Below are 26,979 nucleotides of genomic sequence, written 5' to 3' on the forward strand. Positions count from 1 at the left end.
TTGACGTGTCCCTTTCCTTTTGTGACAAGAGCAACGGGTAGCGCTTGTTTTTTTCAGGATGTTGGGATGCTGCGCCCCGGAGGTCGCATGAATGATACGGTCGGCGAGTTCGCCGTCGAGGTTCCTTTCACCGTAGGTGCGCGGCTCGCGGAAGCGCGTAAGGCGCAATCGCTTGAGCTTGCCGATATTGCGGCCCGCACGCGTGTGCCCTTACGCCATCTGCAGGCGATCGAGGCGAACGACCTCACCGCTTTGCCGGCCATTCCCTACAGTGTCGGTTTCGTGCGCGCCTTCGCCCAGTTTCTCGGCCTCGACGCCGCGGCGTTCGCCCGTGAATTTCGCGAAGAAATGAGCGGCGGCACCGTCGAACGCGTGGCACCTGCACCGTTCGAACCGGCCGATCCCGCGCGCGTCCCATCGCGGTTTCTGGTCAGCGTCGCGGTCGTCCTCGCGCTGGTGCTGGCGGGCGGCTATGCGATCTGGCGCAGCGGGGTGTTCACCGGATCTGACGACGATATGGCAGTGGCCAGCACCGCCAGCGAAGCACCAGCGCCGCCGCCGGCGGTCGCCCGGCCGGCAGTGGCCGCCCCTGCTTCTGCCCCGGTGGCGGGTCCGGTCGTCCTCACCGCGCTGGAACCCGTCTGGCTGCGGGTTTCCGATGCGGGCGGCACGCGCCTGCTCGAAAAAAACATGCTGGTCGGTGAAACCTGGCAAGTGCCCGCCACCGCCACCGAACCGAAAATCCTGACCGGCCGGCCACAGGCCCTGCGTGTAACGGTCGGCAGCACGGTGATCCCGCCATTGGGCGCACCCGAGCGCACGATCCGCGACGTCAGCCTCAAGGCCGATGCGCTGCTCGCCCGCCTCGCGCCACCGGCAGCCCCCGGTGCCGCGCCGGTTCCCGTGGTCCAGCCCAATCCATAGGGCGGTCGATCGGATCGGGCTTGCTTCATCGCAGCGACAGCCGCCATGTGGCAGCAAGCCAGTGACTGGCATCATCAACCGACCTGAGGGGTAATATCATGCGTTTCGCGATCACGGCGGCCCTGCTGCTGGCGACGACGGCCGCGCCTTTGGCGGCCCAGCAGCAACCGGCCGCGATGGGCCAGCGTGTCGACAAGCTCGAACGCGAAATGCGCGCGGTTCAGCGCAAGGTTTTCCCCGGCGGAAACCAGCAATATTTCGAACCCGAAATCGCGCCGCAAACAGCCCCCGCAACGCCGGCCGGCGTGCCCGCCAGCAACCCTGTCGCCGATTTGACGACGCGGGTCAGTTCGCTGGAACAGGAACTGGCGCGCCTCACCGGCCAGATGGAACAGAATGGCTTCAAACTGCGCCAGCTGGAAGAACAGATGGCCCGGTTCAAAGGCGATGCCGAATTTCGCCTGAACACGCTGGAAGGCAACCCCATAGCCCCCCGGCCAGGCGCCGCCGCGACACCGGCACCGGTTGTTGCGCCGCCGGTCGTGCGGCCGCCTGCTGTTGCCACACCATCGCCCGCGCCGGTCGCCACATCCGGCCGCGCTGCCACCGGCGATGCGGGCGAAGACGCCTATCTGGCCGGTTATGATCTGTGGGCGGCCAAGCAATATCCACAGGCCGAGACCGCGTTGCGCGCCTTCATCGCCAAATATCCCGATCACAAGCGCGCGTCATTTGCCCGAAACCTGCTCGGCCGCACGTTGCTGGACAGCGCGCAACCCGCCAAGGCCGCGCAGGTTTTCCTCGACAATTACAAGAAACTGCCCCGTGGCGAACGCGCGCCCGACAGCCTTTATATCTCGGCCAGTCGCTGATGGCGTTGAAACCCGCCAAGGCGAACGAAGCCTGCGAAGTCTATCGCGAACTGGACGACGTGTATGGCGTGGCGATGGCCCAGCCGCTGAAGGATCGTGTCGCAAAGGCCCGCGTCGACGCCAAATGCAAGGCGTAGAGCGGATCCACCTTCAATTTTTTCGCCACCCCCGCCTCGACCGTTGATCATGCCCACCCCGAACGCCACCGCCCGCTTCCGCGCCGATCTCCTCGCCCTTACCGGCGATGCCGATGCGCGGATCGGGCTGGCGGTATCGGGCGGGCCGGATAGCCTGGCGCTCCTCCTCCTCGCTTATGCCGCCATTCCCGGCCGGATCGCGGTTGCCACGGTCGACCACGGCCTGCGCGCCGAATCCGCCGGCGAAGCGCGCTTCGTCGCTGAAATCTGCGCCGCGCGCGGCATCCCGCATGCCACCCTCGCGGTAGACGTCGCCATCGTCGGCGATGGCCTGCAAGCCGCCGCCCGTGCAGCCCGCTATGGCGCACTGGAAGACTGGCGCATCCACAACGGCTGCGATTTCATCGCCACCGCCCATCATGCCGACGATCAGGCCGAAACCTTGCTGATGCGGGCAGTTCGCGGGGCCGGCGTCGGCGGCCTCGCCGGCATTCGCGCGCGCAACGGCGCCATCATCCGTCCGCTGCTCGGCTGGCGGCGGGCGGAACTGGCGGCGATCGTCGACGAAGCCGGCATCACCGCGATCGACGATCCTTCCAATCGCGATTTCCGCTATGATCGCAGTCGGATGCGGGCATGTCTTGCCGATGCGCCGGAACTCGATGTTCCCGGCCTCGCCACTGCCGCCGCGCGGCTCGCCGATGCCGCCGAAGCGCTCGAATGGATCACCGGCCGGCTGTGGGACGAACGCGCCTCGATCGACGAAGGCGTCGTCCGGCTGGACCCCGCCGGCCTGCCCGCCGAACTGGTCCATCGCCTCGTCCGCCGCGCGCTCGCCACGCTTGATTATCAGGGCCGCCCCGATCGAATCGCACCGTTGATCGCGCGGCTTGGTTCCGGCCAATCGGCATCGATCGGCGCGATTATCGCTCGCCCCGGCGTGTTATGGACCTTTTCTCCGGCCCCTCCCCGCCGATTTGGGTGAAAAAGGGTTTCCAGCCCGCCACGTTGCATTGCCATTAACCCATGAGCGCCTATTTTGGAGGCTACGAAAGGCTGGAGTAGCATGAGCGACGACAAGGAACCGCAGGGCCCGAACCCCTGGATGAAGAGCCTCCTCATCTGGGTCGGGATTCTGCTCGCGCTGGTGGCGTTCGTGTCGCTGTTCGACAGCCCGTCGCGGCAGGCTGCGGGCAGTAACATCAGTTATTCCGAATTTAACGCCCGTCTGAAGGACGGATCGGTCAAATCGGTGGTGATTGATGGCGATCGGGTAACCGGCAAGCTCAGCAACGATCAGGCCTTTTCGACGAACATCGTCAACAAGGATCCGGGCCTGGTCGATCGCCTGTCGTCGTCTGGCGTCGAATATAGCGCCAAGGCGGAGGAACAGGCCAGCTTCCTCATGATCCTGCTCTATCAGTCGCTGCCTTTCCTGCTGATCCTCGGCATCGCCTTCTTCGTGATGCGCCAGATGCAGAAGAATGCGGGTTCGGGCGCGATGGGCTTCGGCAAAAGCCGCGCCAAGATGCTCACCGAAAAGCATGGCCGCGTCACCTTTGACGATGTCGCCGGCATCGATGAAGCGCGTGAGGAACTGCAGGAGATCGTCGATTTCCTGAAAGATCCCACCAAGTTCGCGCGCCTTGGCGGCAAGATTCCGAAGGGTGCCTTGCTCGTCGGTTCGCCCGGCACCGGCAAGACGCTGCTCGCCCGCGCGATCGCGGGGGAAGCCAACGTCCCCTTCTTCACCATTTCGGGTTCGGATTTCGTCGAAATGTTCGTTGGCGTCGGCGCAAGCCGTGTCCGCGACATGTTCGAACAGGCCAAGAAGAACGCGCCCTGCATCGTCTTCATCGACGAAATCGATGCCGTCGGCCGCCATCGCGGCGCCGGCCTCGGCAACGGCAATGACGAACGCGAACAGACGCTGAACCAGCTTCTCGTCGAAATGGACGGGTTCGAATCCAACGAAGGCATCATCATCGTCGCGGCCACCAACCGCCCCGACGTGCTCGATCCCGCGCTTCTCCGCCCGGGTCGTTTCGATCGCCAGGTCGTCGTCCCGCGCCCGGATATCGAAGGCCGTCAGAAGATCCTCGAAGTCCATATGAAAAAGACGCCGCTGGCGCCCGATGTCGATGCGCGCACCATCGCGCGCGGCACGCCGGGTTTCTCGGGCGCCGATCTTGCCAACCTCGTCAACGAAGCCGCCCTCCTTGCCGCGCGCAAGGGCAAGCGTTTGGTTGCGATGAAGGAGTTCGAAGAAGCCAAGGACAAGGTCATGATGGGCGCCGAGCGCAAGTCCATGGTGATGACCGAGGACGAGAAGAAGGCAACCGCCTATCACGAAGCCGGCCACGCCCTCGTCTCGCTCCATGTCGATGGCTGCGATCCGCTGCACAAGGTCACGATCATCCCGCGCGGACGTGCGCTGGGCGTGACGTGGAACCTGCCCGAACGCGATCGCTATTCGATGTCGATGAAGCAGATGAAGGCGCGGCTCGCGCTCTGCTTCGGCGGCCGCATCGCCGAACAGCTCATCTATGGCAAGGATGCGCTCAACACCGGCGCCTCCAACGACATCCAGCAGGCCACCGACATGGCCCGTTCGATGGTCATGGAATATGGCATGTCCGAACGCCTCGGCTGGCTGCGTTATCGCGACAATCAGGACGAAATCTTCCTCGGTCATTCGGTCGCCCGGTCGCAAACGGTGTCCGAAGAAACCGCGCGCCTGATCGATCAGGAAGTCCGCCGGTTCGTCGAGGAAGGTGAAACCACCGCGCGTCAGGTGCTCACCGAAAATCTCGATGAGCTGCACCGTCTGGCGCAGGCGCTGCTCGAATATGAAACGCTCAACGGCGAAGAATCGAAGCGCGTGATCAAGGGCGAAGGCATCGGCCGCGACGAAGGCGGTTCGCATCGCCCCGTCCAGATCGGCGCCGGCGGCTCGTCGATCCCGAAAAGCAAGCGGCCCGGCAGCGGCTGGGGCGATCCGGCGCCGCAAGGGGCCTGACGCCAGGGTTCGGGCCACAACCGCGTGCCGATCTTCTGCGATGAAAGCGGGGCACCGGCGACGGGTGCGATGACGCTTGCCGCCGTCGCCATCACCGACGAGGGGGCCGAAAGCCTCCTCGCCCGCTTCCGCGCCGTCACCGGCCTTGGCGGCGAATTGAAGGGCAGCCGCATCGACATGGTCGAACGCGCGCTCATCTTCGAACTGCTCGAACGCTTTGGCGGGCGCGCGATCATCAGCGTCGCGCGCCCGGTCCGCCATCCGGGGGACGACGCCGGCGAGCTTGATCTTGCCACCTACACCGCACTCCTCGCCGACGCGATCGGTGCGCACCTGCCCGATGCCCCCGGCCCCGTCACCGCGCTGGTCGACGATGGCCGCTATGATGCCGCCACGCTGGCGCACATTCGCGACAAGGTGGAAAAGCTGATCGACGGCCATGATCCCGCGTCATGGGCGGCCCTGCGCGATAGCAAGCGCACCGCCGGCATCCAGCTTGCCGATGTCCTTGCCAACAGCGCCTGGAACATCGCCATCGCGTCCCCACGCAGCCATCGCATCTCCACCATCCTCGATCCCTTCCTCGCCAGCGGGCTGGTTCGGATGCGTTCGATCTGATCATTGCCCCAGACGCAACGACGCGATCCTTGCGGCCGGCCGGGTGATCGGTGACAGTCCCGATCATCGAACGGGCCTGTTAAGGGATGAATGATGAAGCGGATTCTGGCGGCGTTGGCCCTATTCTCGATCACCGCAACCCCATCGATCGCGGCCCCCGCGTCCACCTTTTCCGCGCCTGCCGCCCATGATCCGTTGAGCCGGATGTTCGTCTGGTGGAATGCCGCGTTCAAGGATCCCAACGGCTTCACCCCCGAGGCGTTCGGGCGCTATTTCACCCCCGATGCCGTGATGCGGATCAACGGCACCGATCGCGCCAAGGGGCTGACCGACATGGCCGCGCGCTTCCGCATGATCCAGGCGAGCGTCGATACCGTCGAAATCAAGGTGCCGTTCGTCGAGGCCTTTTCATCCCCCGATGGCAGCAAGGTCTTTACCTATCATCTTGAAGAATCGAGCAAAGGCGGCAAGACAAGCCACGGCATGGTGATGGGTTATGCCGAAATACGCGACGGCAAGATCGCGCTCGTCAACTTCCTCAGCATGGATGGCCAGCCCGGCCCGATCGCCGGATCGGCCGACTGAACAAGCGGGATCATGCCTGCGCGAACAGTTTGGTCCCGACCACCCCGACGACGATCAGCGCCATGAAGCCCGATTGGACGAGGCTGATCCGTTCCCCGAAAATGATCGTCCCGCCGATAATCACCCCGACAGCGCCCAGCCCGGTCCACACGGCATAGGCCGTGCCCGCCGAAATGCCGCGCATGGCCAGCGCCAGCAGCCCCATGTTCACGAAACTCAGCACGATCGGCACCGCCGATGCCTGCCAGGTCGCCTGCACGGCGGCCCATTTCAGGCTCAGCGCCCAGCAGATTTCAGTGAACACCGCGATACCCAGGATAACCCACGCCATCGAATCGCTCCTGCCATGGGCTCGTCAGGAAAAAGCGGCCGCCGGAAACCCAAAAGAGACGATCGCGCGAAGATGTGATGGGGCGGCTCCCTAGCGGAAGCCATGCGCGGCCTGTCCAGTCGGGGCGGCTGTTACCGTTCCATCAGGCGCGGCATCAGTTCGACGAAGTTGCACGGCCGGTGGCGGCTGTCGAGCTGGCTGGACAGAATCCCGTCCCACGCATCCTTCACGGCCCCGGTCGATCCGGGCAGCGCGAACAAATAGGTGCCACGCGCAACGCCGGCGCACGCGCGCGACTGGATCGTCGATGTCCCGATCGTCTGGTAGCTCAGCCAGCGAAACAGTTCGCCGAACCCGGGAATTTCCTTGTCCCACACGCGGGCCAGCGCCTCTGGCGTCACATCCCGGCCGGTCACCCCCGTGCCCCCCGTGGTGATCACGCAATCCACGTCCGCATCCTCGATCCAGCCGTGCAGCCGGGCGACGATCAGATCGACATCGTCGCGCACGATCGCGCGGTCGGCCAGCACATGCCCGGCCGCGTCCAGCCGCGCGACCAGCGTATCGCCCGAACGATCGTCGGCAAGATCGCGCGTGTCGGAAACGGTAAGCACGGCAATGCGGACCGGCAGAAATTCCCGGCTTTCGTCAATCGGCACTCGCCACCCCGCTGACGGGATCGAGCCGGATCGCGGTGCGCCCGGGCATTCCCGGAAAACGCGGCCACATGCCCTGCGCCATCGCCTTCAGGCTGGCCGATTGCTCGCCCGCCTGCCGCTGGTACATCCAGTAATTGCGCAGCACGATCGCGACATAGCCGCGCGTCTCGCGGAACGGGATCGATTCGATGAACAGCAAAGGATCGCCATTGTCGCGGCGACGTTCGTTCCACTTCACCACCGATCCGGGGCCGGCATTATAGGCCGCGATCACCTTGGGCAGCAGCCCGCCCGTGCCCGATGCGTCGCGCAATTCTTCGAGGTAGAACTGGCCATATTCGATGTTGGTGCGCGGATCGGAAAGACTGCCCACCGCTTCGCCCTTGCGCCGTGCGATCAGCTGCGCCGTACCCGGCATCACCTGCATCAGCCCGCGCGCGCCGGCCGGGCTTACCGCGTCGGCGCGAAACTGCGATTCCTGCAAGGCGTGCGCGAAGATCAGCGATTTATCGACGCGCCAGCCGCCCTGCGGCGTCCATTCAGGGGCGGGGTAACGGCTCGACGCCGAAATCTGCGCCCCTGCCGGGCCATTTTGCGACAGCCATATCTGCGTGCCCGGCAGACCGAGCTTGGCCGCCAAGTGCATCAGCGCTTCATGGTCCAGGCAATCGCCGATCCGCGCCTGATGGCGCAACACCGTATCCGCCATGCCGCTTTCGCCGATTTCGGCGAGGGCTGCGGCGATGCGGGCGTTGCTGCGCTTGGAAATGGTCGTCCAGTCCGCCTGAATGAAGGCCGGCCCCATCTCACGCGCCGGCGGCACGCGGCCCAGCGCCGCATCGGCCAGCAGCCCGTAAAATGTTTCCGTCATCCGCGCTGCGGTGCGTAATCGTGCCTGCACCTTTTCGGGCGTCCCGCATGCCATTTCGGCGCGCGCGGCCCAGAACAACCCCGCCGCCGTCATTTCCGTATCGCGCGAACGCGCGGCCACTGCAGAAAAGGCATTCGCCGCCGCGGCACAATCCTGCTGGCGCCACGCCGCAAGCCCGGCCACCCAATCGGCCTGCACGGCCCAGTCGCCCTGCCCAACCCGCGCGGATGCGGCCACGCGCCGCGCGGCAGCGTCGTCGCCGACAAGAAAATAGGACCAGGCAACCCGCTGCTGCAATTCCGTCAGCGCGTCGGGGGAAAGTTCGGCTGCTTTATCCTGCAGCAGAATTTCCGCTTCCGCCGGGCGATCATCCTTCACCAGTGGCGCAATGCGCGCGTTCAGCGCCGCCGCCACCGCATCGCTGCGCAGCGAACGGGCCGTCGCGCGGCGCGATGCGCCCGGCAGGCGGCTCATCCCCTGTTCCACCGGCAGCGCGGGCAGCGCGGTCACGCCGCGCCCCTGCAACAGCCGCGCAATCTGCGCGGCCTGCGGCAATTCGCGATTGGCCTCGATCAGGGCGATCAGGACATCGCTGTCCATCTTGGGCGAACCCTTGGCAATGGCCAGTTCCGCACGCGCATAGGGCGTCAGCAATCCGCCGGGCATCGCATCCAGCCGTGCCGCCGCATCGTCCCACGCGCCCGCGCGGATCGCGGCGAAAACCGCCCGATAATTGGCCCGCTGCTGCATATCGAGCTGATCGGGCACCTTGCCCATGCCCACCGGCGGCTTGAGCGCGATCACCGGTGACGGCATCGCTTCGACGGCAGCCAGTGCAGGCGCCGCCACGCCAAGCGCCAGCGCGCTCAATATCAAACGAACCGGGGTCATTGGTTCAACTCCCCAAGCAGCAGGCGCAAATCCCGCCACGCATCGGCCTTGCGGGCCGGCTGCTGCAACAGGAAACGCGGGTGGAAGGTTGCAATCATGGCGACTGTGCCGCCGTCATGGTTAAGGCTGTGCAAGCGGCCGCGCGCTTCCGCCATGCTCGTCCCGATAAACGCACGGCTCGCCGCATCGCCGAAAAGCAGCAGCACGCGGGGCTGTGCCACCGCGACATGGCGACGGGCGATGTCGGTCCATCGCGCCACCGATTTCGCATCGGCCCGGCCGCCGGGTGCGCGCACCGGCGTCATCGCCGCCAGATAGATTGATGCCCGATCCCGGCCGATCGCGCCCAGCATCCGGTCTAGCAGGCGTCCGGCCTCGCCGCCGATGATCTGCCCGCCTTCGGCGTCGTCGGGTTCGGGCTGGTCCGTCAGCACCATCAGCCCGGAAGCCGGGTTTCCTGCGGGCAACAACCGGCCATCGGCCCGGCCGAAAACGGGGTCGCCGGCATAAAGCGCGACGATCGATTCCAGGGTATCGGGCGGCATCGCCACGGCCGGTTCAGCGGTCGGCTGGCGCGGCGGCACGGGGGATAATGCCACGCCGCGCGGCTTGGGCGCAGCCAGCCAGTCGCGGGGTGATTCGTCGACCAGACAATCGACGCCAGCCTCGCGCCACCAGTCCACCGTGCTCAGCACATCGGTGCTCATGAAAGCGCCTTCACGACTCAAATGAAACCTGTCCCCACATAATTTCCATAGAGTGCATAGTTGACGGCTGGGTCAATCCAAGGCCATCGGCTTTCTGGGCAGTCCGTTCGACCGGTGCGACAACCGGACGGAACGGGGGCGAAAGGAAGGACTGAGGAAATGACGACCCGCGAATCCATGACCTATGATGTCGTGATCGTCGGCGCCGGCCCGGCGGGCCTGGCCGCGGCTATCCGGCTGAAGCAGCTTGCGGACAAAGCGGGTCGCGAATTGGGCGTGTGCGTTCTCGAAAAGGGTTCGGAAGTCGGCGCGCACATCCTGTCGGGTGCCGTGGTCGATCCGATCGCGCTCGATGAACTGATCCCCGACTGGCGCGATCTGGATAGCCCGCTGACGGTGCCGGTGGTGCAGAATCACCACTGGATCCTGACCGAGAAGAAACAATTCTCGATGCCGCATCTGCTGATGCCGCCGTTCATGAACAACAAGGGCACCTACACCGTCAGCCTCGGCAATCTGTGCCGCTGGCTGGCCGGACAGGCCGAAGCGCTGGGTGTCGAAATCTTCCCCGGTTTCGCCGCCGCCGAAGTGCTGTTCCACGAAGATGGCTCGGTGAAGGGCGTGGCCACCGGCGATATGGGCGTCGCCCGCGATGGAGAACATAAGGGCGATTATCAGCCGGGGATGGAACTCCACGCACAATATACCTTCTTTGCCGAAGGCGTGCGCGGGCACCTATCCAAGGAACTGAAGCGGATCTTCGATCTGGAAGCCGACAGCCAGCCGCAGACCTATGCGATCGGCATCAAGGAATTGTGGGACATTCCAGCGGACAAGCATGTCCCCGGTCGCGTCATCCACACGCAGGGCTGGCCGCTCACCGATGAAGTCGGCGGTGGTTTCCTCTATCATCAGGAGAACAATCAGGTCGCCTTGGGCTTCGTCGTCGGCCTCGGCTACAAGAACCCGCATCTCTCGCCGTTCGAAGAATTTCAGCGGTGGAAGCAGCATCCGGCGATCCGCGCCGAAATCGAAGGCGGGCGGCGCGTGTCCTATGGCGCGCGCGCGATCAACGAAGGCGGCTGGCAGGCGATCCCCAAGCTCACCTTCCCGGGCGGCGCGCTGATCGGATGCTCGGCGGGTTTCGTCAACGTGCCGCGCATCAAGGGCAGCCACACGGCGATGAAATCGGGCATGCTCGCCGCCGAAGCCGCGTTCGACGAGATTCTGTCGGGCCGTGGCGCGAAGGAACTGACCAGCTATCCGGCCGCCCTCAACGACAGCTGGATCGCGAAAGAACTCAAGATGGTCCGCAACGCGGAACCGGCGATCGCGCGCTTCGGCCCGGTCATGGGCACGCTCTATGCCGGCACCGATATGTGGCTCCACCAGTTGGGCGTAAAGCTGCCCTGGACGTTCAAGACGCATCGCGACAATGAAGATTTGTGGCGCGCCGATCTGGCGCCCAAGATCAACTATCCCAAGCCAGATGGGGTGATCAGCTTCGATCGTCTTTCGTCGGTGTTCCTTTCCAACACCAACCACGAAGAAGACCAGCCGATCCACCTGACGTTGAAAGACGCATCGGTGCCGATCAGTGTCAACTTGGCACTCTACGACGCCCCCGAACAGCGCTACTGCCCGGCCGGCGTTTACGAAATCGTCGGCCAGGACACGGGCGATCCGCGCTTGCAGATCAACGCGCAGAACTGCGTCCACTGCAAGACCTGCGACATCAAGGATCCCACCCAGAACATCAACTGGGTGGTGCCCGAAGGCGGCGGCGGCCCGAACTATCCGAACATGTAATCCGGCATCGAACGGCATCCCCGCACACCAGCAGGGATGCCGTTCTTGTCTGGGTCAGGACGCCATCGATAGCTTCGGCAGTTCGACCGCGCCCAGCTCCACGCGTTCGATCCCCGGCACGCGCTCGATCCGGGCCACCAGTTCGGCGTCCAGCATGAAGTCGCGGCCCAGCAGGACGTGGGCGACACCGCCCTCCGGTGTCCGCGCCCGCAGCCGCAATTCCCCGCGCCCGCCACGCTCCTGCAAAACCAGGTCCGCCAGCGCCTTCAGCACCATCGGCTCGGCGGTTTCGATATCAAGGCAAAGCCGCGTCTTGCCGGCCAGCCCTTCGAACGGGACCAGCGAACGGATCGTGATGCGTGGCGTGTCTTCGCCCGGCCGCCGATCAAGCTCGACGGTCAGCAATGCGCATTCACCGGAACGCGCAGCCTTCTCGATCTCTTCCGACGCCTGCTCTTCAAAACAGGTCGCGATGAACTGCCCCGATGCGTCCGAACAGGTCGCCATCATGTAACGGTTGCCGCGCGCCGACGTGCGCCAGCGCGCGTCCTCGATCAGCGCCGCCACCGTCACCGTCGGCGTCGGCATCCGCCGCCCTTCCGACGAACGCTGCGGTTCCGCCACCGGCATGACCAGCAGTTCGGCATAGGACTTCGCCCGGTTGGCTGCCGCCAGATGCCGGAACCGATCCACCGGGTGCGCCGAAAAATAGAAGCCGAACGCCTCCTTCTCCGCCGCCATCCGCTCGGCAATCGTCCAAACCGCCTTGTCCGACAGGCGGATCGGCGCCGCCCCCACGCTGGCGTCACCGAACAGGCCACCCTGCCCGCTATCGCGAGCGGCAGCGACAGTGGATGCGTGCGCCAGAATGGTCTCCGCCGCCGCATGAACTCCGGCGCGCTCGCTTGCAATCGCATCGAAAGCGCCAGCCGCCGCCAGGCTTTCAAGCTGCCGGCGATTCAACAGTTTAGGATCCACGCGGTCCGCGAAATCATCGAGCGACTTGAAGCGGCCGGCGCGCGTGCGTTCGGCAACCAGTTGCTCCATCGCTTTCTCGCCGACCCCCTTCAGCGCGCCCAGCGCATAACGCACAGCGCCATCTTCGACGGAATATTCGGCTTCGCTGGCATTGATATCGGGTGGCAGACACGGCACGCCCATGCGGCGCATATCATCGACGAAGATCGACAGCTTATCGGTCAACGCCATATCGTAGCACATCGACGCAGCATAGAATTCGGGCTTGTGGTGGGCCTTCATCCAGGCGGTGTGATAGGCGACAAGCGCGTAAGCCGCAGCGTGACTTTTGTTGAAGCCATAGCCGGCGAACTTATCGATCAAATCGAACAGTTCATTGGCTTTTTCCGGCGTGATCGCATGCGCGGCGCACCCTTCCACGAAACGCAGACGCTGGGCGTCCATTTCCGCCTGGATCTTCTTGCCCATCGCACGGCGCAACAGATCGGCTTCGCCCAGCGAATAGCCGGCCAGTATCTGCGCGGCCTGCATCACCTGTTCCTGATAGACGAAGATCCCATAGGTCTCACTCAGGATACTTTCCAGCAACGGGTGCGGATATTCAATCGGCGCACGGCCATTTTTGCGGTCGCCAAACAGCGGGATATTATCCATCGGGCCTGGCCGATAAAGCGAGACGAGCGCGATGATATCTTCGAAGCAGGTTGGCCGCACGGCCGAAAGCGTGCGGCGCATCCCTTCGGATTCCAGCTGAAACACGCCAACCGTGTTGCCACTTTGGAGGAGGTTATAGACCTCCGGATCATCCCACGCCAATTGATCAAGATCGACCTTCACACCGCGCTTGGCCAGAAACTGCACGGCCTTTTGCAAAACCGACAGCGTCTTCAGGCCAAGGAAGTCAAACTTCACCAACCCCGCCCCTTCGACAAATTTCATGTCGAACTGGGTGACGGGGATGTCGGATCGCGGATCGCGGTAAAGCGGCACCAGCTGGTCGAGCGGGCGATCGCCGATGACCACCCCTGCCGCGTGGGTCGAACTGTGACGTGGCAAGCCTTCCAGCTTCATCGCCAGATCGAACAGGCGGGTAACCTGTTCGTCCGCTTTATATTCAGCGGCCAGTTCCGATACGCCATTCAGCGCGCGGTCCAGCGTCCAGGGGTCGGTCGGGTGATTTGGAACCAATTTGGCTAAACGATCAACCTGTCCATAACTCATCTGGAGAACACGACCAGTGTCCTTCAGCACGGCGCGAGCTTTCAACCGCCCGAACGTGATGATCTGGGCCACATGATCCCGGCCATATTTGTTCTGGACGTAGCTGATCACCTCGCCGCGCCGGGTTTCGCAGAAATCGATGTCGAAATCGGGCATCGACACGCGTTCCGGGTTGAGGAAGCGTTCGAACAGCAAGCCAAGCCGCAACGGATCGAGATCGGTGATGGTCAGCGCCCATGCAACGACGGAACCTGCCCCCGATCCGCGCCCCGGCCCCACGGGAATATCGTGATCTTTCGCCCATTTGATGAAATCGGCCACGATCAGAAAATAGCCGGGGAAACCCATACGGACGATGATGTCGGTTTCGAAGGTGAGACGTTCGAAATACGCCGGATATTTCGCCTCCAGTTCATCGACGCTGGCAGCGGGTTCATATTTTTGGAGCCGCGCGATCAGGCCTTTGCGCGCATCCGCACGCAGCATTTCCGTTTCACCATCACGATCCCCCGCAAGGCTGGGCAGGATCGGTTTGCGATAGGGTGCGGCGACGCCGCAACGCTGCGCCACCACCAGAGTGTTGGCTATCGCCTCCGGCAGATCCTCGAACAGGCGCATCATCTCATCAGCCGGTTTGATCCACGCCTCGGGGGATGATCGCTTGCGATCGCCGCTATCGACGTAGGACGAACTGGCAATGCACAGCATCGTATCGTGCGCGGCATGAAAATCCGGTTCGGCAAAACAGGCCGGATTCGTCGCCACCAGAGGCAGATTTCGGGCATAGGCCAGTTCGATCAGCGCGTCCTCGGCTGCCTCCTCGACAGTGTCGCCGCGACGCGCGACCTCAATATAAAGGCGCCCGGGGAACAACCGTTCCAGCCGATCGAGATAGGCCCGGGCCGCATCCGCCTGCTCATCGGCCAGCAACCGGGTAACGGCCCCCTCGCCGCTCGCCGTGAGCGCGATCAAGCCATCGCTGAAGCCCTCCAGTCGCTCAAGCGGCACATGCGCTTCCTCGTGGCCCGGCCGATCGAGATGGGCGGCCGACACAAGCGCGCACAGATTATCATAGCCAGCCTCATCCTGCGCATAAAGCGCCAGCCAATCGAGGATGATCGGCTTGCCTTCCGGCGTTCCCGGCCGCTGCACGCCCAACATGGCGCCGATAATCGGCTGAACCCCATCCTTCTTGGCGCCATCCGAAAAAGCCATTGCGCCGTATAGGCCATTGCGATCGGTGATGGCCGCGGCGGGGAAGGCCAGTTTGCGGCATTGCTTGGCAATCGATTTCGGCTCGATTGCACCTTCCAGCATGGTGAAGGACGAAAAAATGCGAAGTGGGACAAAACCGGCGTGAGGCATGGCACCACCCTAGGCCGACTGATCCGATTCTGTAACCGGCAAGTGCGATCCGAATGATCGATCGTTGAGTTCGCTTGCACCCGCCTCCATCGGAGGTCGCACGGCTTTGACAAGTTGATGACGGAACAGGCCAACGGACTCGCCCGTTCCGGATCTCCCCTTCCCATCGTCGCCAGCGTGCGCAGGATCGCCAGGTCGGCAGATCCGGTGCATTGCCATGGACGACAGGGCTATTGGGCTACGAGACGAACCCTGGATCGGCTCGACACCATCGACGGCAACGGTCGCTCATCCGCAAGGCAAGCCACAAGCGGCTGCATGGACGTGTCGAAACGGGCCAACGCGACATGCTCATCGGCATTGTCGAAATGGGTGACGAGTCCTTCGCCGTTCCAGTAATGCAACGCGAAGGCCGGAGGATCGGCCACAATCATCGGCCGACCATCGGGGTTGACCGGATCCATCGGCGCCAGTGTCAGGGCCACCTGAGGCGCGGTCGATGGGCAAACCGTCAATGGCCGCCCGCGCCACCCGGTGGCGATTGCACGGTGGATATGGCCACACATCAAGCCGACGATATTGCGATGTCCGGCCAACGCCTGATCGAGCCGATCGACCCATGGCTCGTCCAGTCCAGTCGTCATCCATTCGATTCCCGTCTCTATCGGAGGATGATGCAGGACAATCACCGTCGGCCGATCCGGCGCTTCGGCCACACGGTCTGCCAGCCATGCTGCGCGACGCTCGCAAAAAGCACCGCCGTGCCGGCCCTCCTCCAGCGTATCGAGTATGATGAAACGCAACGGCGCAGTATCGACCACATACTGGACGAAACCGCCATCGATCGGAATTTTGGGAAAAACCGCCGTCAGATTGCTGCGCACATCATGGTTGCCAACGCACAGCCACACGGGGAAAGTGCACGCGGCCAGCGCGCTACGAAGGCGACGATATGAATCCTCGTCTCCGCGATCGACGAGATCGCCGGTCACCAACAGCATATCCGGCTTGCGGTCGAGTTCACTCAACTGGTGCAGCACCTTGTCCAGGCGCTTCCGGTTGAACTCGGCCGGATTATCCGGATCAAAGCCGAGATGCGTATCCGTAATCTGGGCGATCAGCATAGGCCTGGGGCCACCTTCTTCCCTGTTGCGCCCGACGGCAAATTGTCGCCCACTGCTCCACGACGCCAAGCCTGAGCCACCGACATGTGACAGTGATCAGGCGTATCACGCTGTGATCCACGACACAGGGCTACAACAAATCTCTTGAGATTCAGTTGCCGCCGACAACAGGCAAGGGACGAGGCCCATATTGCGCGGCACGCTTGCCCTTGTCGCGCATTGTACGCACCATCAACGGCGCAAGCCCGTCCATGTGATAATCATGGCACATCGCGCAGGATGAGGGCACCGATTTGGCTGTCCGTTCACCGCCATGACATTCGCGACATGTGGCAATTTTGGGCAGCAGCACATCACCCGAACTGGTTGATGTCTTGGCGGAATGGCAGCTCTCGCAGCTTTCCGTCTCGTGGCTCTTATGGTCGAACCAGCCCTTTTGCATGTAGCGATCGGGCAGCCGCACCGGCACGATCCCCCAATCAGTCGCCCCGGGCGAAGTCGGACCGGTGACGGCGTGACAGTCAAAACATGCCCCACCCTGGCTGAAGACCGCACGAATCGCGGCATTCGCTTCGCCTGGCCGGTTGGCCGCTGCATGGTTAAAAGCAGCACTGGTGCGCATCATCATCGCATCGCCCGGGCGCCTCCGCGCCTGGCCGCCAAGATTGATCGGCATCGCCGGCCCAGTCGAACGGTAGAAGGCCTTTAGGTCGGCCACCACCTGCTTGGGATCACCGTGACGCAATGTGCGGATCGTATCGCCCACACGATCGAACGACAAACTGTGGCACATCTGGCAGTTTCGTTCCATCGACACCTTAACGAAACGCGCGCCCGACGGATCAGAAACATGGCAATCGGCGCAGACAAGGCTGTCGCCGAAACCATTTTCCACCTTCATCGTCTGCGCCATTCTGGCGACGCCGTTGCTGGTCGAGAGATGCAACTGGTGCGGAAATTTCAGACCACTATCTTCGATCGGCCGGGCATCAAGTGACAGCCGCTGCACGATCGGGCGATTACCCGCGCTCGTCATCACCGCCGGACGGAACTGCGGGTGATCCTTTTCGAAGTCGGATGCATTCAGAACGGCCGTATCCGTCAGGCGCTTGTCCATCCCATTATGGCAGTCGCTGCAAAAGCGCTGTTCGGTGACAGGCATCGCCTGCGCGCCTTCATGCTCCGTATGGCAGTCAACGCAACGCCCTTCGGGAATGCCGAACAGCCCGGCGGCAGCCAATTGGAGTTTGTCGCCCGCGCCCTTTTCCGGCCGGGCCGCCATCAATCGCCGCGGATCGGCATGATCATGCAAGGTGGAATGGCAGGCAGCGCAACTTTCGTCACGCACTGCTTCACCGGGCTTCACATGGCAGGCCTGGCAATTATTTTCGAGATTGGCATGAGCAAGGCTCAACTTGCCGGAAGACCACATCTCGTCGGCATGAAAAGCAACTGGGCGGCGCTCGCCGGCGTCGGCATATTGGTTGGTCGCAAACGACCAGATTGGCCACGCCAGAAAGGCCAGCAACACGATGGCCGCCAACGCCCAGGCCATCGGCCGTCGCCCTGGCGCTACGCCGGCCAGCGAAAAAGAACGCTGTTCATCCTTCGCTTCCGACGCTTCGGACAGCGCGCCAACGCGTTCAACGGCAATGATCGTCTGCCCGCGCTCCTCCCCTTCGCCCGCAGAAATCGTCAGCATATGGCTGCCGATGCGGACATTGGCACCACGCGCGACATCGATGGTCTCGCGCTGGGTTGATCGCCCGTTGACGTCGATCGGCGGCCCGGCAGTCGTTGCGATCTCGATCCGCCCCGGCGTAACCGTCTGGATCACAGCATGGCGCAGGGTGACCGCAAGGTCCGGCAGGTGGATGTCGCAATCAGCCTCGCGACCGATGACAAGCTGAGGCTGAACGAAAGTACGGGGGCGCACAATTTGCCGGCCATCGGCGGTCCGAGAAATCTGGCGAACGATGAAGCTCATACGTGCGCCCTCACCAGTAGAAGAACACGGAGAAAATATGGGCGAACAGCGCGGCAATAAGCGCGAAGGTCAACGGAACATGGATGTAAAGCCAGATTTCCAGCAGCCCCTTCAACCGCAGATGCTGCCGCACCCGCGCCAGTGCGGCCTCCTTGCGTTCCAGCAGCACATCGATCCGTTCGATGGCATCATCGCCGATCGCCGGCCGATCACCCGTTTCCGCGCGGATTGCCGCTTGGGCGGCGCGGGTGCCGCATTTCGGATAACGCCCCGTCAGCCGCGCGATCAATCCGCCGCCGAACGGATCATCGTTAAGCGACATCTGCACAATTTCGGCATAGCGATGATCTAACGGTTGGGCAGCATCATGCAACTGGCGATCCAGCTGGCGCAGGCTGTCGAGCATCTGCATCTGCGTGGTTTCGCCGCGATTGTTGCTCAGGACGCGGGGCAGCGCCGAATAAACACCAATGCCGTAAATACCTGAAATAATGACGATCATCATCAGGACATAGGCCAGCGTATGCACATTCCAGCCGAACTGGAAACCAGTGTGCAACGTGCCGATTATGACGAGCGACAGCCCAAGATAGACATGGGCGGATGTCCACGCCTTGAGCGACCAGCGGCCGCGCGTCATGGCGCGCTTGCGTACGCCGAGCATCGTCAGCCACAGGATCAGCCCGGCGCCGATCGTTCCCAGCGTATAGCCATACCAGGAACCGCCGTTCGGCCGCGGCCGCGCATCGTGAAACGCGTAGATCAGGATCGCCACCAGCGAGATCGCGAGGCCGATCTTCAGCCATTTATAACCGCCATAGCGCAGGAAGCCTTCGTGCTTCGAACCGCCATCGACGCCCAGTTGTGTCACCCCCCGTGTCGCCACCCTAGCCTTCCCCCCGATCAAGCTTGGCCACCGTCAGGAAGGCCTCTGGCGCAACACGTATCGCCGCCCCGGTTGGGCAGGCGCGGACACATGCAGGGCCACCCTCTATCCCGGAACACATGTCACACTTGATCGCCTTCTTGGCTTTTTCCACACCGGGTTCGGCATTCTTATAGGCCCACTCATGGCTCGGTTCGCCCGGCCCCGGCCCCTTTCCAAACAGAAACCAGCTGAGCAGGCTCGGCTTCTTGGGCGGCACCTTGTCCATGCGGATGACGCCGTAAGGGCAATTGCGCTGGCAATTGCCGCAGCCGATGCAGGTATCGTTGATGAACACCTCGCCATCCGGCCCACGGTGAATGGCGTTGGGCGGGCAATCCGCCATGCAATGCGGATGTTCGCAATGCCGACACGACGTCGGCACATGCAGATGAGCATAGGTGCGCCCGGCTTCACGATCGAGCCGCGACAGGCCATCATGGCTGTCGGCACAGGCCTTTTCGCAATTGTCGCATCCGACACAGAGATTTTCGTCAATCAGCAGAACATCGGTCGCTTCGCCCACACCTTGCTCGACAAGAAAATTGGCAACCGACGAATACATGTCGACGACGCTTGAGAAACTATCTTTCTTGGCTTCGACAAAGGCATTGAGATTCTGGCGCTGGGCCATGTCTCGCTTCGCCTTTTCAAGCAGATCCGGCTTGCGTTCCAGCAAACGCCTGAAAGATTCCCCATCCAGCCGGATCACTTCGGATTTGATCGCGGCGCGGACGGTGGCGGTACGCTTGCTGCCGTCGATGACGGCCATCTCGCCGACATAGGAACCAGCCGGCAGGTACGACAGGAAGACCGGTTTCCCGCCGATCGCCTTCTCTACCACCATCGACCCGACACGGATGACGAAGATGTCGCAGCCATCCTCGCCTTCATTGATGATCGTCTTGCCGGCGCTGACCGATTCCACCTTGGCGGTGCTTGTCACCTCAGCCAAATCATCGGGCGTCAGCCCCGATCCAAACATCTGAAGAAGCTGCCGTTCGGTCGAGATACGGGTCACGACACGCTTGGCGCCCGGATTCGACGCCATCAGCTTGAGCGCAGCAGTGCGCGATACTTCGACGAGGATCGAATCTTCGGCCGCACGGATCGTCGCGCCGCGGCGACGGCCCGAAATCAGCCCCACCTCACCAAAGATTGAGCCCCGGCCGATCCTGACCCGCCCGGCGACATCGACTGACCCGGATGCGATACCGAACAGGGATGAACCGGGATCATCCTTTTCGAATACCGTTTCGCCAATGCGGTAGGCCCGCACCTCGGAATCGAGCATGAATTCGCGCATCTGCAACGGCGAAAGATCGCTGAGAATTTCAACGTTCGTGCGCAGAAATTCGAGCCATTCGTCAACCGAACGCTTGCGCGGCAATGCCTTGAACTTGGCCTCGAGAATCGGCTCGTCGGCCGGCTTCAGCGTCGTATTGCCGTTGATGATCTCGACGACGTCATAGCCTTGGTTCATGCAGTGCTTGATCAGCGGATACCCCGCCAACGCGCCGATGATGTAGATTCCGGGCGCCGTCGAGCTTTCGAACGTGGCGGTCAGCTTCGGAAAAGCCTCGCGATCTTCGCTGGTGAACTCGATCCCGCAACTTTCGATGAACTTACGCGGGGGAGCGGACCCCATACGAGCAATGATCCGATCGCATCGGATGCGGGTTTCGCCATCGCGGGTATCGAGCGTCAGAAACCCCGGTTCCACCTTCTGCGGCGATGTATCAGTCATCACCGACAGCCGCCCGGAATCGCGCATCCCGAACAGCCCTTTGACGTTGGCGTCCTTGGCACGGCTGAAATCGGCGGAACGGTTCAATATAGTGACGACGTTGCGCTGCGCCGGATCCTGCGCAAGGCCGACCGCGTTTTCGATGCCAGCATCGCCCGCACCGATCACCGTAATATGTTCGTCGACATATTCACCCGGATCATCAAGCTGATACTGCACATGCGGCAGATCGCCGCCCGGAATCCGCATCAGATTGGGATTGCCTTGCGTGCCGATCGCCATCACGACATTTTCAGCGCTTATGGTGCTGCCGTCGACCAGCGTAAGAGAGAAATCACCTTTGCCGCCAATGATCGCCTTCACCTCGGCATTCATGCGAACATTGATTTTGTTTTCGGCCGTCTGGGTATCCCATACGCCCAGAATCGCTTCGCGCTTCCCGGCTTCGAAACCAAGGTCCGAACGCAGCACAAGCTGGCTCGGCGTCGCCATGACATGCTTGCCTTTCTGATACTTATAGATCGTATCGGAAAGGTGATCCGTCTTTTCGAGCAGCACATGCGGAATGCCGAGCTGCGCGGCGCGCGCGGCCGCACTCAGTCCCGCCGGACCCGAGCCGACGATGGCGATGCGATAGGCCTCTGCCACTGGTCCCCCTGTTCACCCAACAAGCCAGCCCCAAGGGCGTGACGCGCATCCGATCCATCGTTGTGGACTCTATTATAGGTGCGAACCCTTTGGCACTTTATCATCTTGAACAGCAATCGCTAGACGGCTTGTTCGCAGAAATTTCTTTCTGTCTGACGAACAAGCCGTCGCCGCCAATCCGAAAAGCCAATACCCCGATCCAAAAGGGAGAAATCCGGGAGTGCAGGTACGCCTGATAATCAGAGCAGGACGGCCATCACGCGGCGGTTTTCCGGCGCGTTCGGCTGCTTGCCGGGCAAAGGTCGCGACGATCCGAAGCCAACCACATCCAGCCGATTTCGCGCAACACCGGAGGTTGCCAGAAAGTCTGCTACCGCTTGCGCGCGACGCCGTGAAAGATCGCGGTTGGCGGCAGCCGAACCGGAGGCATCCGTGTGGCCTTCAATACGCAACCGGCGGCTGTTCAGCTTCGGCCCGTCCAATACCTGCGCATATTTCGCAAGCCGCACCTTGGCCGGCTCGGTCAGCACGGCCGAATTGGGCATGAAGGTGAGCCCCAGATCCGACGAGCCGACCTGAACCGGCCGCGCGACACGCGCAGTGGGCTGAACATTTGCCACCGCGGTTGTGGTACGCGGCGCCGGCTGGGCATCCGCGCTGCCGGCACGCTGGAAACTGAAGCCCCGCGTCTTGCCGCCACGGGCACCACCGCGCGCCGCATCAGCGGGATCATTGTCCTGCACCGCATTGGGCGCGGCTACGTCTTCGGCGCAATCCCCCGTCAAATCGCACATGATCTGCGCCGCTTCCGGATCAGCCAGCGCCTGCGCATGGGCGGGAGCCGTCGCCGCGAGCATAAAACCGAGAACTCCCAAGCTGACGACCAGCTTCATCGCATCTATCCTTTCAGCGTGCGGGACTGCGCCCCGCGATAATATCTCTGGCCAAAGAGCGTCGCAACGTTCGCACCCGCCATACCATCTTGATGGACCGGATGAGCGATCCGTTCAGTGATCTACATCACCAAAATTCACATTCTGTCACCGGATCATTTCGGATCGATGCGGAACCACACCATATCGGCATCCCACTCGCCGTTCACCGTCGCCTCGCGCAAAGTTCGCGCAAACTCGGCCGAGCTCTGCACCGTGCCTTGCGGCATGGCCTTCGCCAGCGGGCGATCACCCACGATAACGAATAGCCCGGTCCAGCCCAGGTGATCGGGGTAAATATTGAATTCCCACTTGCCATCGGCCGATTTTACCAATTCCGCAGGCACATCCTTGAGCGCGTCGATCGACGCAGCATCGGGCAATGCCCAGGTCACGACGCCCGACGGCTCGACCCCGAACAGCGCAATCGACTTGTCTTTCGCGTCGAGCGAAATTTCCACGCGAGCCAGGGATTGCTTCGTTGCGGGATCCAGAAAGAAAGGTTCGCCGGTGACGCGCAGCCGCCCACCTTGCGACTTACGCAAGCGGCGAGGCTCGTCAATTGCGGGGCATTCGCGAGGATCGATCTGCGCGACCTTGTCGATCGCTACCGTCTGAACGGCAAGGCCTTCCGCCTTGACGAGTTGCATAACCGTTGCCTGCGCCGCAGCAGGATCACCCGCCACGCCAATCAGCCCCAAATGGCCATCCTCCCCCGACAGCACCGGATCAACATGCAGCCAGGCGCAAGAAATCGTCGTCAGCCTTGGCTCAATCTTGTCCGCCGGCGTTGGAGCCGCGCTGCGAACCAGAAAAAAGCCGATCCCTGCAACCAGCGCGGCGGCCAAGGCCAGGCCAGCGATAAGCCCACGGCTGACCGGTGGCGCGGGCGGCGGCGGCGGCGGCGGAAGCGCGGCAGGCACAGCCTGCCCCTGCTCCATGAAATTCCGCACACCCGCCACGATTGTGGCAACATCGCCGGGCGCTCCGTCAAACGGGGCAACATCGACAGGATCATAGCCGCCGAAACCGAACGGCAATTCGACCTTATCGAGCAGCAAGCCCAGATAAGCCCCCTGAGCCTTCGCATCCTCGGCCTCGTCGAGTACATCCTGTCCGATCGCCGGATCCACCGATGCGCGCGACCATGCCACCAGTCGCAACTTGGCAGCAGCCATGGCCTCTGCAATCGCAGCCTTGCGCTCGCTACCAGGCTGAATATCCTGATCCCACCAGACACCATAACCCGCTGCACGCAGGCCATTCACGATCGCCCTGACGCGATCGCCATCAGCCGCGGCATAAGACAGAATGATATCGTTCATGCGCCGACCGCTTCCGACTGAGCCGGGACTGCGCCCGGAACGCGGCGGCGCATCAGCGCCAGCGGCAGAATGAGCAGCACGAGCACCATGCTCAGCACCAGACTTGCATTAAAACCGTCCACCGATCCCCCCAAGATCGCAGGCCCGGCAAGATCGAAATCGAAGAACGATCCAAAATCGCCGATGCCCGGGTTGGGAGAGGTTCCGATCAACATCTCCTCCCCCCAATTATAACCAAAATGCGCCAAAGTGGGCGCCAGCAGACCACTCGTGCGGAGCGCCAGCAAGCCGAACCATATGCCTGCGAGCGTGATGTTCAAGAGCGATACGGCGTCACGCCAGCCGCCAAGGACATGAATCAAGGTAAAGGCAAGCGCGGTGACCAATATGCCGAGCCAGCCCCCCCATGCGCGGGTCAGCAATGGCTGCAACAACCCCCGCAACAATATTTCTTCACCAAACACCTGGACCAGCACCACGAATGTCCCGAGCAGCAGCAGGGAGGGGGAAGCAACAGCGCGCACCGGCGGCAGCGGCGCAATCGTGCCGGTGAAACCGGCGATCACCAGCAGCGCCAGCACCGCCAGCACCCCGCTGGGAAAGGCCAGCAGCGTCAAACCGGACCGCCGCCGCCCCACCGGAAGGGCCGCCGAAACAGCGCAAGCCCCGCGCAGGCCAGGATCAGCACCGCCACTGGAATACCAACGCGCGAACCAAGGGCTGGATGGATGGGATCCAGCACATGGGCAACCGCCCCGACGATCGGCGCGGACAGCAATATCAGGATCAGCGCGCACCCCGCGATCACCCAAAGCATCGCGGCAATGGCGCGGATATTGTCACCCCGCCACACCGGCACAGTGGATCGCTTCGGCGTGGTTTCGGCCACACTCATGACAACAAGCTCCCTTGCCGATCCAAAGGAAAGGCGGGACGATGGCCCGCGTGACGCGGAAAACCCTTAGCCAATTGCACCCCCTGTCGCCCAGCCTGACACCATGAATCAGGGTTGCGCCCCAAATGCGCCGCGCGGTTATTTACCGCGTCGAGGCCTTCATCACTCTATCATTCCACAAGTCATGCGCTAGACTGGAAAAGATAAGTGTAGGTGAACGGGGATCGTTATCCGTATGTCTGAAGGGTTGAAGCCGGCGAAATCGAACGACGCGCAACAGGTCGTCACGGTTGATCGGCATGACGGCGGATTACCCTTGGGCCGGATAGCATTGATCGCGGCTGCCGCAATCGCGCTGGTCGCCGTCGGCTTTCAGATCTGGAAAAGTCGCGCACCTGCCGATGCCACCACGGCCCCGGCGGCATCTGATACGGCGCCACAGGCGGACGTATCGTCAATGATCGCCCAGCTCGAAAAGAAACTGGAAGAAAACCCCGAGGATGCCGAAGGCTGGCGGATGCTAGGCTGGTCTTATTATCGCACAGAGCGTTTTCCGGATGCAGTGGGCGCCTATCGCAAGGCTACCGAACTGGATCCGAAAAATGCCGGCGGCTGGTCCGCCCTTGGCGAAGCGATTGTTCTGGCCATCCCGGTCAATCAACCCGCCGCCGTCCCCGCAGATGCGGAAGCCGCCTTCCGCAAGGCCCTGGCGATCGACGCGGCGGATCCACGATCCCGCTACTTCCTCGGCGTGAAGAAAGATCTTTCCGGCGATCACAAGGGCGCGATCGACGATTGGATCGCGCTGCTGAAGGACACACCCGCCGGCGCCCCCTGGGAAGCCAATGTTCGCCAGACGATCCAGCAGTCGGCATCCCAAAACAAGGTCGATATCGCCGGCCGGCTGCCGACGCCTTCGGCACCGCCACCATCGGCGGCGACAGACGCGATTCCAGGACCAAACCGTGAGGATCTCGCGGCTGCATCCGCCTCCCCCCCAGCCAGCAAGACGCCATGGTCCGCGGCATGGTCGATGGGCTGGCCGCCAAGCTCAAGGCCGATCCGAAAAATGCCGACGGCTGGTTGCGCTTGATGCGCAGCTACATGGTCCTGGGCGACAAACCTGCCGCGACGAAGGCATTGCGCGATGCCCGCACCGCGTTCACCGGCGATGCGCCAACGCTGGATAAAATCAACGGCGGCGCGCAGCAATTAGGGATTCCCGGCGCCTGATCCGGCTGCTGACGATTGCGGGCACACGGCCCGAAGCGATCAAACTCGCGCCACTGGCGCGGGCAGCGGCGCAGCGCCCCGACTTCGATCATCGCTTCGTCGCGACGGGCCAGCACAGCGATCTGTTCGATGATGTGGTGTCCGCGTTCAGCCTTGCCGTCGACCATAATCTCGGCCTGCTGACAGCCGGGCAGTCGATCGAAGCGCTGGAAACCCGTATTGCCCTGGCCCTGCCTCCACTGATCGACAAACTGCGACCAGATATGGTAATCGTGCAGGGAGACACGACCAGCGCCTGGGCCGCCGCTCTCGCAGCCCATCGCCATGGCGTGCCGGTGGGCCATGTGGAGGCCGGCCTGCGCAGCCACGACATGACGTGCCCCTTTCCCGAAGAGCGCAACCGTGTCGCGATTGATACGCTGTCGACGCTGCTATTCGCGCCCACCGACGATGCAAGCCGCAACCTGATCACCGAACCGGCCGTCACGGGACGCATCGTCGTCACCGGCAACACAGGCATTGATGCGTTGTTGGCAATGCGCGATCGCGTGCGTGACTGGCGGCTGCATGACGGGGGCACACGCCTGATCCTCGCGACCTGCCACCGGCGCGAAAACATTGGTCCGGGTATCGCATCGATCTGCGCGGCGTTGCGGCAATTGGCCAGGCGCCCGGATGTGCAGATTGCCCTGCCGCTGCACCCCAATCCGGACGTGCAAACCGGGGTCAAGCAGGCGCTGAGCGACGTCGAACGAATCACTTTGCTCCCTTCGCTAAGCTACCCCGAAATGGTGCGACTGATGGATCGCGCTCATTTAATCCTGAGCGATTCCGGTGGCCTGCAGGAAGAAGCGCCCGCGCTCGGCATCCCCTTGCTCGTTCTGCGCGACAATACCGAACGGCCAGAAGCGCTGGCGACGGGCAATATCACACTGGTCGGCACCGACACAGACAATATCGTCGCGGCAGCCACGCGGCTGCTGGATGATCCTGTTGCCCATGCTGCCATGTCGCACCCGGCTTATCCTTATGGTCAGGGCGACGCTGCCGAACGCATTCTCAATGCAATCGAAGACTGGTTCGGCCTCCGCCCTCGCCCCAGCCCGGGCCTGGCGGAACGCACAATTTCCTATCGAATGCCTGCGCCCCAAGCCTAGCTTGACCCGAAGCAAGGGC

General features: G+C 62.9%; 24 protein-coding genes. 10 read left to right on the plus strand and 14 right to left on the minus strand.

What is annotated here, in order from left to right:
• Nucleotides 1-87: 87 nt before the first annotated feature.
• From KC8_RS05430 to KC8_RS05455, 7 genes are all read left to right on the plus strand, one after another.
• On the plus strand, nucleotides 88-924 hold the full coding sequence (locus KC8_RS05430) for a helix-turn-helix domain-containing protein (RefSeq protein WP_010126391.1): 837 nt from the start codon (nucleotides 88-90) through the stop codon (nucleotides 922-924).
• A gap of 98 nt (nucleotides 925-1,022) precedes the next feature.
• Entirely contained in the window at nucleotides 1,023-1,796 is a 774-nt protein-coding gene (locus KC8_RS05435) for a YbgF trimerization domain-containing protein (protein WP_010126392.1), read from the plus strand.
• Nucleotides 1,796-1,933, plus strand: coding sequence for a hypothetical protein (locus tag KC8_RS20230; protein WP_010126393.1), 138 nt, complete (start codon nucleotides 1,796-1,798; stop codon nucleotides 1,931-1,933). The genes KC8_RS05435 and KC8_RS20230 overlap by 1 nt, the downstream gene beginning before the upstream one ends.
• A 49-nt stretch (nucleotides 1,934-1,982) precedes the next feature.
• Nucleotides 1,983-2,918 (plus strand): tRNA lysidine(34) synthetase TilS, encoded by a 936-nt coding sequence (gene tilS, locus KC8_RS05440; protein WP_010126395.1) that lies wholly within the window; start codon nucleotides 1,983-1,985, stop codon nucleotides 2,916-2,918.
• Between the two features lie 81 nt (nucleotides 2,919-2,999).
• Nucleotides 3,000-4,952 carry an ATP-dependent zinc metalloprotease FtsH gene (gene ftsH / locus KC8_RS05445; RefSeq protein ID WP_010126396.1) on the plus strand — a complete coding sequence of 651 codons (1,953 nt, stop codon included), beginning with the start codon at nucleotides 3,000-3,002 and terminating at the stop codon, nucleotides 4,950-4,952.
• 24 nt (nucleotides 4,953-4,976) lie between these two features.
• Nucleotides 4,977-5,570 carry a DUF3800 domain-containing protein gene (locus tag KC8_RS05450; protein ID WP_010126397.1) on the plus strand — a complete coding sequence of 198 codons (594 nt, stop codon included), beginning with the start codon at nucleotides 4,977-4,979 and terminating at the stop codon, nucleotides 5,568-5,570.
• A gap of 93 nt (nucleotides 5,571-5,663) precedes the next feature.
• A complete protein-coding gene (locus KC8_RS05455) occupies nucleotides 5,664-6,155 on the plus strand; it encodes a nuclear transport factor 2 family protein (protein ID WP_010126398.1) in 492 nt (163 codons plus the stop codon).
• 10 nt (nucleotides 6,156-6,165) lie between these two features.
• On the opposite strand, the gene KC8_RS05460 is transcribed toward KC8_RS05455, so the two are convergent.
• The 4 genes from KC8_RS05460 to KC8_RS05475 all read right to left on the minus strand — a co-directional run bounded on the left by KC8_RS05460 (nucleotide 6,166) and on the right by KC8_RS05475 (nucleotide 9,614).
• Nucleotides 6,166-6,486, minus strand: coding sequence for a DMT family transporter (locus tag KC8_RS05460; protein WP_010126399.1), 321 nt, complete (start codon nucleotides 6,484-6,486; stop codon nucleotides 6,166-6,168).
• A gap of 131 nt (nucleotides 6,487-6,617) precedes the next feature.
• The gene (gene moaB, locus KC8_RS05465; protein ID WP_010126400.1) at nucleotides 6,618-7,145 is read right to left on the minus strand and encodes a molybdenum cofactor biosynthesis protein B; all 528 of its coding nucleotides are present in this window, start codon (nucleotides 7,143-7,145) and stop codon (nucleotides 6,618-6,620) included.
• The gene (locus KC8_RS05470) at nucleotides 7,135-8,907 is read right to left on the minus strand and encodes a lytic transglycosylase domain-containing protein (RefSeq protein WP_029624658.1); all 1,773 of its coding nucleotides are present in this window, start codon (nucleotides 8,905-8,907) and stop codon (nucleotides 7,135-7,137) included. Before KC8_RS05470 ends, moaB begins: the two co-directional genes overlap by 11 nt.
• Nucleotides 8,904-9,614 (minus strand): uracil-DNA glycosylase, encoded by a 711-nt coding sequence (locus KC8_RS05475; protein WP_010126402.1) that lies wholly within the window; start codon nucleotides 9,612-9,614, stop codon nucleotides 8,904-8,906. The genes KC8_RS05470 and KC8_RS05475 overlap by 4 nt, the downstream gene beginning before the upstream one ends.
• 159 nt (nucleotides 9,615-9,773) lie before the next feature.
• On the opposite strand from KC8_RS05475, the gene KC8_RS05480 reads away from it, so the two are divergent.
• Nucleotides 9,774-11,423: an electron transfer flavoprotein-ubiquinone oxidoreductase gene (locus KC8_RS05480; protein WP_010126404.1), complete on the plus strand. Its 1,650-nt coding sequence runs from the start codon at nucleotides 9,774-9,776 to the stop codon at nucleotides 11,421-11,423.
• 54 nt (nucleotides 11,424-11,477) lie between these two features.
• Here KC8_RS05480 and dnaE read toward each other — a convergent pair whose 3' ends face one another.
• The 9 genes from dnaE to KC8_RS05525 all read right to left on the minus strand — a co-directional run bounded on the left by dnaE (nucleotide 11,478) and on the right by KC8_RS05525 (nucleotide 24,570).
• Nucleotides 11,478-14,987, minus strand: coding sequence for a DNA polymerase III subunit alpha (gene dnaE / locus KC8_RS05485; RefSeq protein ID WP_029624659.1), 3,510 nt, complete (start codon nucleotides 14,985-14,987; stop codon nucleotides 11,478-11,480).
• A 230-nt stretch (nucleotides 14,988-15,217) separates the two neighbouring features.
• On the minus strand, nucleotides 15,218-16,111 hold the full coding sequence (locus KC8_RS05490; protein WP_010126406.1) for a phosphodiesterase: 894 nt from the start codon (nucleotides 16,109-16,111) through the stop codon (nucleotides 15,218-15,220).
• 151 nt (nucleotides 16,112-16,262) lie between these two features.
• Nucleotides 16,263-18,098 (minus strand): cytochrome c3 family protein, encoded by a 1,836-nt coding sequence (locus KC8_RS05495; RefSeq protein ID WP_010126407.1) that lies wholly within the window; start codon nucleotides 18,096-18,098, stop codon nucleotides 16,263-16,265.
• Between the two features lie 10 nt (nucleotides 18,099-18,108).
• Nucleotides 18,109-18,984, minus strand: coding sequence for a hypothetical protein (locus KC8_RS05500; RefSeq protein WP_050805439.1), 876 nt, complete (start codon nucleotides 18,982-18,984; stop codon nucleotides 18,109-18,111).
• Nucleotide 18,985: 1 nt separating this feature from the next.
• Nucleotides 18,986-21,418, minus strand: coding sequence for an NAD(P)-binding domain-containing protein (locus tag KC8_RS05505; RefSeq protein WP_010126409.1), 2,433 nt, complete (start codon nucleotides 21,416-21,418; stop codon nucleotides 18,986-18,988).
• Nucleotides 21,419-21,657: 239 nt separating this feature from the next.
• Nucleotides 21,658-22,311, minus strand: coding sequence for an OmpA family protein (locus KC8_RS05510; RefSeq protein WP_010126410.1), 654 nt, complete (start codon nucleotides 22,309-22,311; stop codon nucleotides 21,658-21,660).
• A 155-nt stretch (nucleotides 22,312-22,466) separates the two neighbouring features.
• Nucleotides 22,467-23,675, minus strand: coding sequence for a toll/interleukin-1 receptor domain-containing protein (locus KC8_RS05515; RefSeq protein WP_010126412.1), 1,209 nt, complete (start codon nucleotides 23,673-23,675; stop codon nucleotides 22,467-22,469).
• Nucleotides 23,672-24,292 (minus strand): CPBP family intramembrane glutamic endopeptidase, encoded by a 621-nt coding sequence (locus KC8_RS05520; protein WP_232455630.1) that lies wholly within the window; start codon nucleotides 24,290-24,292, stop codon nucleotides 23,672-23,674. The genes KC8_RS05515 and KC8_RS05520 overlap by 4 nt, the downstream gene beginning before the upstream one ends.
• Nucleotides 24,289-24,570 carry a hypothetical protein gene (locus KC8_RS05525; protein ID WP_010126414.1) on the minus strand — a complete coding sequence of 94 codons (282 nt, stop codon included), beginning with the start codon at nucleotides 24,568-24,570 and terminating at the stop codon, nucleotides 24,289-24,291. Before KC8_RS05525 ends, KC8_RS05520 begins: the two co-directional genes overlap by 4 nt.
• 235 nt (nucleotides 24,571-24,805) lie before the next feature.
• On the opposite strand from KC8_RS05525, the gene KC8_RS05530 reads away from it, so the two are divergent.
• The gene (locus KC8_RS05530) at nucleotides 24,806-25,663 is read left to right on the plus strand and encodes a tetratricopeptide repeat protein (RefSeq protein WP_010126415.1); all 858 of its coding nucleotides are present in this window, start codon (nucleotides 24,806-24,808) and stop codon (nucleotides 25,661-25,663) included.
• A 7-nt stretch (nucleotides 25,664-25,670) separates the two neighbouring features.
• Here KC8_RS05530 and KC8_RS20235 read toward each other — a convergent pair whose 3' ends face one another.
• Nucleotides 25,671-25,970, minus strand: a complete 300-nt coding sequence (locus tag KC8_RS20235) for a hypothetical protein (RefSeq protein ID WP_232455631.1) — start codon at nucleotides 25,968-25,970, stop codon at nucleotides 25,671-25,673.
• On the opposite strand from KC8_RS20235, the gene wecB reads away from it, so the two are divergent.
• Nucleotides 25,857-26,960: a non-hydrolyzing UDP-N-acetylglucosamine 2-epimerase gene (wecB, locus tag KC8_RS05535; protein WP_232455684.1), complete on the plus strand. Its 1,104-nt coding sequence runs from the start codon at nucleotides 25,857-25,859 to the stop codon at nucleotides 26,958-26,960. The genes KC8_RS20235 and wecB overlap by 114 nt on opposite strands.
• Nucleotides 26,961-26,979 lie beyond the last annotated feature (19 nt).

It is taken from the genome of Sphingomonas sp. KC8 (genome assembly GCF_002151445.1).
GTDB lineage: Bacteria > Pseudomonadota > Alphaproteobacteria > Sphingomonadales > Sphingomonadaceae > Sphingomonas_E.

Excerpts from the sequence above, each read along its gene's own strand:
- KC8_RS05430 (WP_010126391.1), top strand. The coding sequence starts at position 88 with ATGAATGATACGGTCGGCGAGTTCGCCGTCGAGGTTCCTTTCACCGTA.
- KC8_RS05435 (WP_010126392.1), top strand. The coding sequence starts at position 1,023 with ATGCGTTTCGCGATCACGGCGGCCCTGCTGCTGGCGACGACGGCCGCG.
- KC8_RS20230 (WP_010126393.1), top strand. The coding sequence starts at position 1,796 with ATGGCGTTGAAACCCGCCAAGGCGAACGAAGCCTGCGAAGTCTATCGC.
- tilS (WP_010126395.1), top strand. The coding sequence starts at position 1,983 with ATGCCCACCCCGAACGCCACCGCCCGCTTCCGCGCCGATCTCCTCGCC.
- ftsH (WP_010126396.1), top strand. The coding sequence starts at position 3,000 with ATGAGCGACGACAAGGAACCGCAGGGCCCGAACCCCTGGATGAAGAGC.
- KC8_RS05455 (WP_010126398.1), top strand. The coding sequence starts at position 5,664 with ATGAAGCGGATTCTGGCGGCGTTGGCCCTATTCTCGATCACCGCAACC.
- KC8_RS05460 (WP_010126399.1), bottom strand. The coding sequence starts at position 6,486 with ATGGCGTGGGTTATCCTGGGTATCGCGGTGTTCACTGAAATCTGCTGG.
- KC8_RS05470 (WP_029624658.1), bottom strand. The coding sequence starts at position 8,907 with ATGACCCCGGTTCGTTTGATATTGAGCGCGCTGGCGCTTGGCGTGGCG.
- KC8_RS05475 (WP_010126402.1), bottom strand. The coding sequence starts at position 9,614 with ATGAGCACCGATGTGCTGAGCACGGTGGACTGGTGGCGCGAGGCTGGC.
- KC8_RS05480 (WP_010126404.1), top strand. The coding sequence starts at position 9,774 with ATGACGACCCGCGAATCCATGACCTATGATGTCGTGATCGTCGGCGCC.
- dnaE (WP_029624659.1), bottom strand. The coding sequence starts at position 14,987 with ATGCCTCACGCCGGTTTTGTCCCACTTCGCATTTTTTCGTCCTTCACC.
- KC8_RS05490 (WP_010126406.1), bottom strand. The coding sequence starts at position 16,111 with ATGCTGATCGCCCAGATTACGGATACGCATCTCGGCTTTGATCCGGAT.
- KC8_RS05495 (WP_010126407.1), bottom strand. The coding sequence starts at position 18,098 with ATGAGCTTCATCGTTCGCCAGATTTCTCGGACCGCCGATGGCCGGCAA.
- KC8_RS05510 (WP_010126410.1), bottom strand. The coding sequence starts at position 22,311 with ATGAAGCTGGTCGTCAGCTTGGGAGTTCTCGGTTTTATGCTCGCGGCG.
- KC8_RS05515 (WP_010126412.1), bottom strand. The coding sequence starts at position 23,675 with ATGAACGATATCATTCTGTCTTATGCCGCGGCTGATGGCGATCGCGTC.
- KC8_RS05525 (WP_010126414.1), bottom strand. The coding sequence starts at position 24,570 with ATGAGTGTGGCCGAAACCACGCCGAAGCGATCCACTGTGCCGGTGTGG.
- KC8_RS05530 (WP_010126415.1), top strand. The coding sequence starts at position 24,806 with ATGTCTGAAGGGTTGAAGCCGGCGAAATCGAACGACGCGCAACAGGTC.
- KC8_RS20235 (WP_232455631.1), bottom strand. The coding sequence starts at position 25,970 with ATGGTCGACGGCAAGGCTGAACGCGGACACCACATCATCGAACAGATC.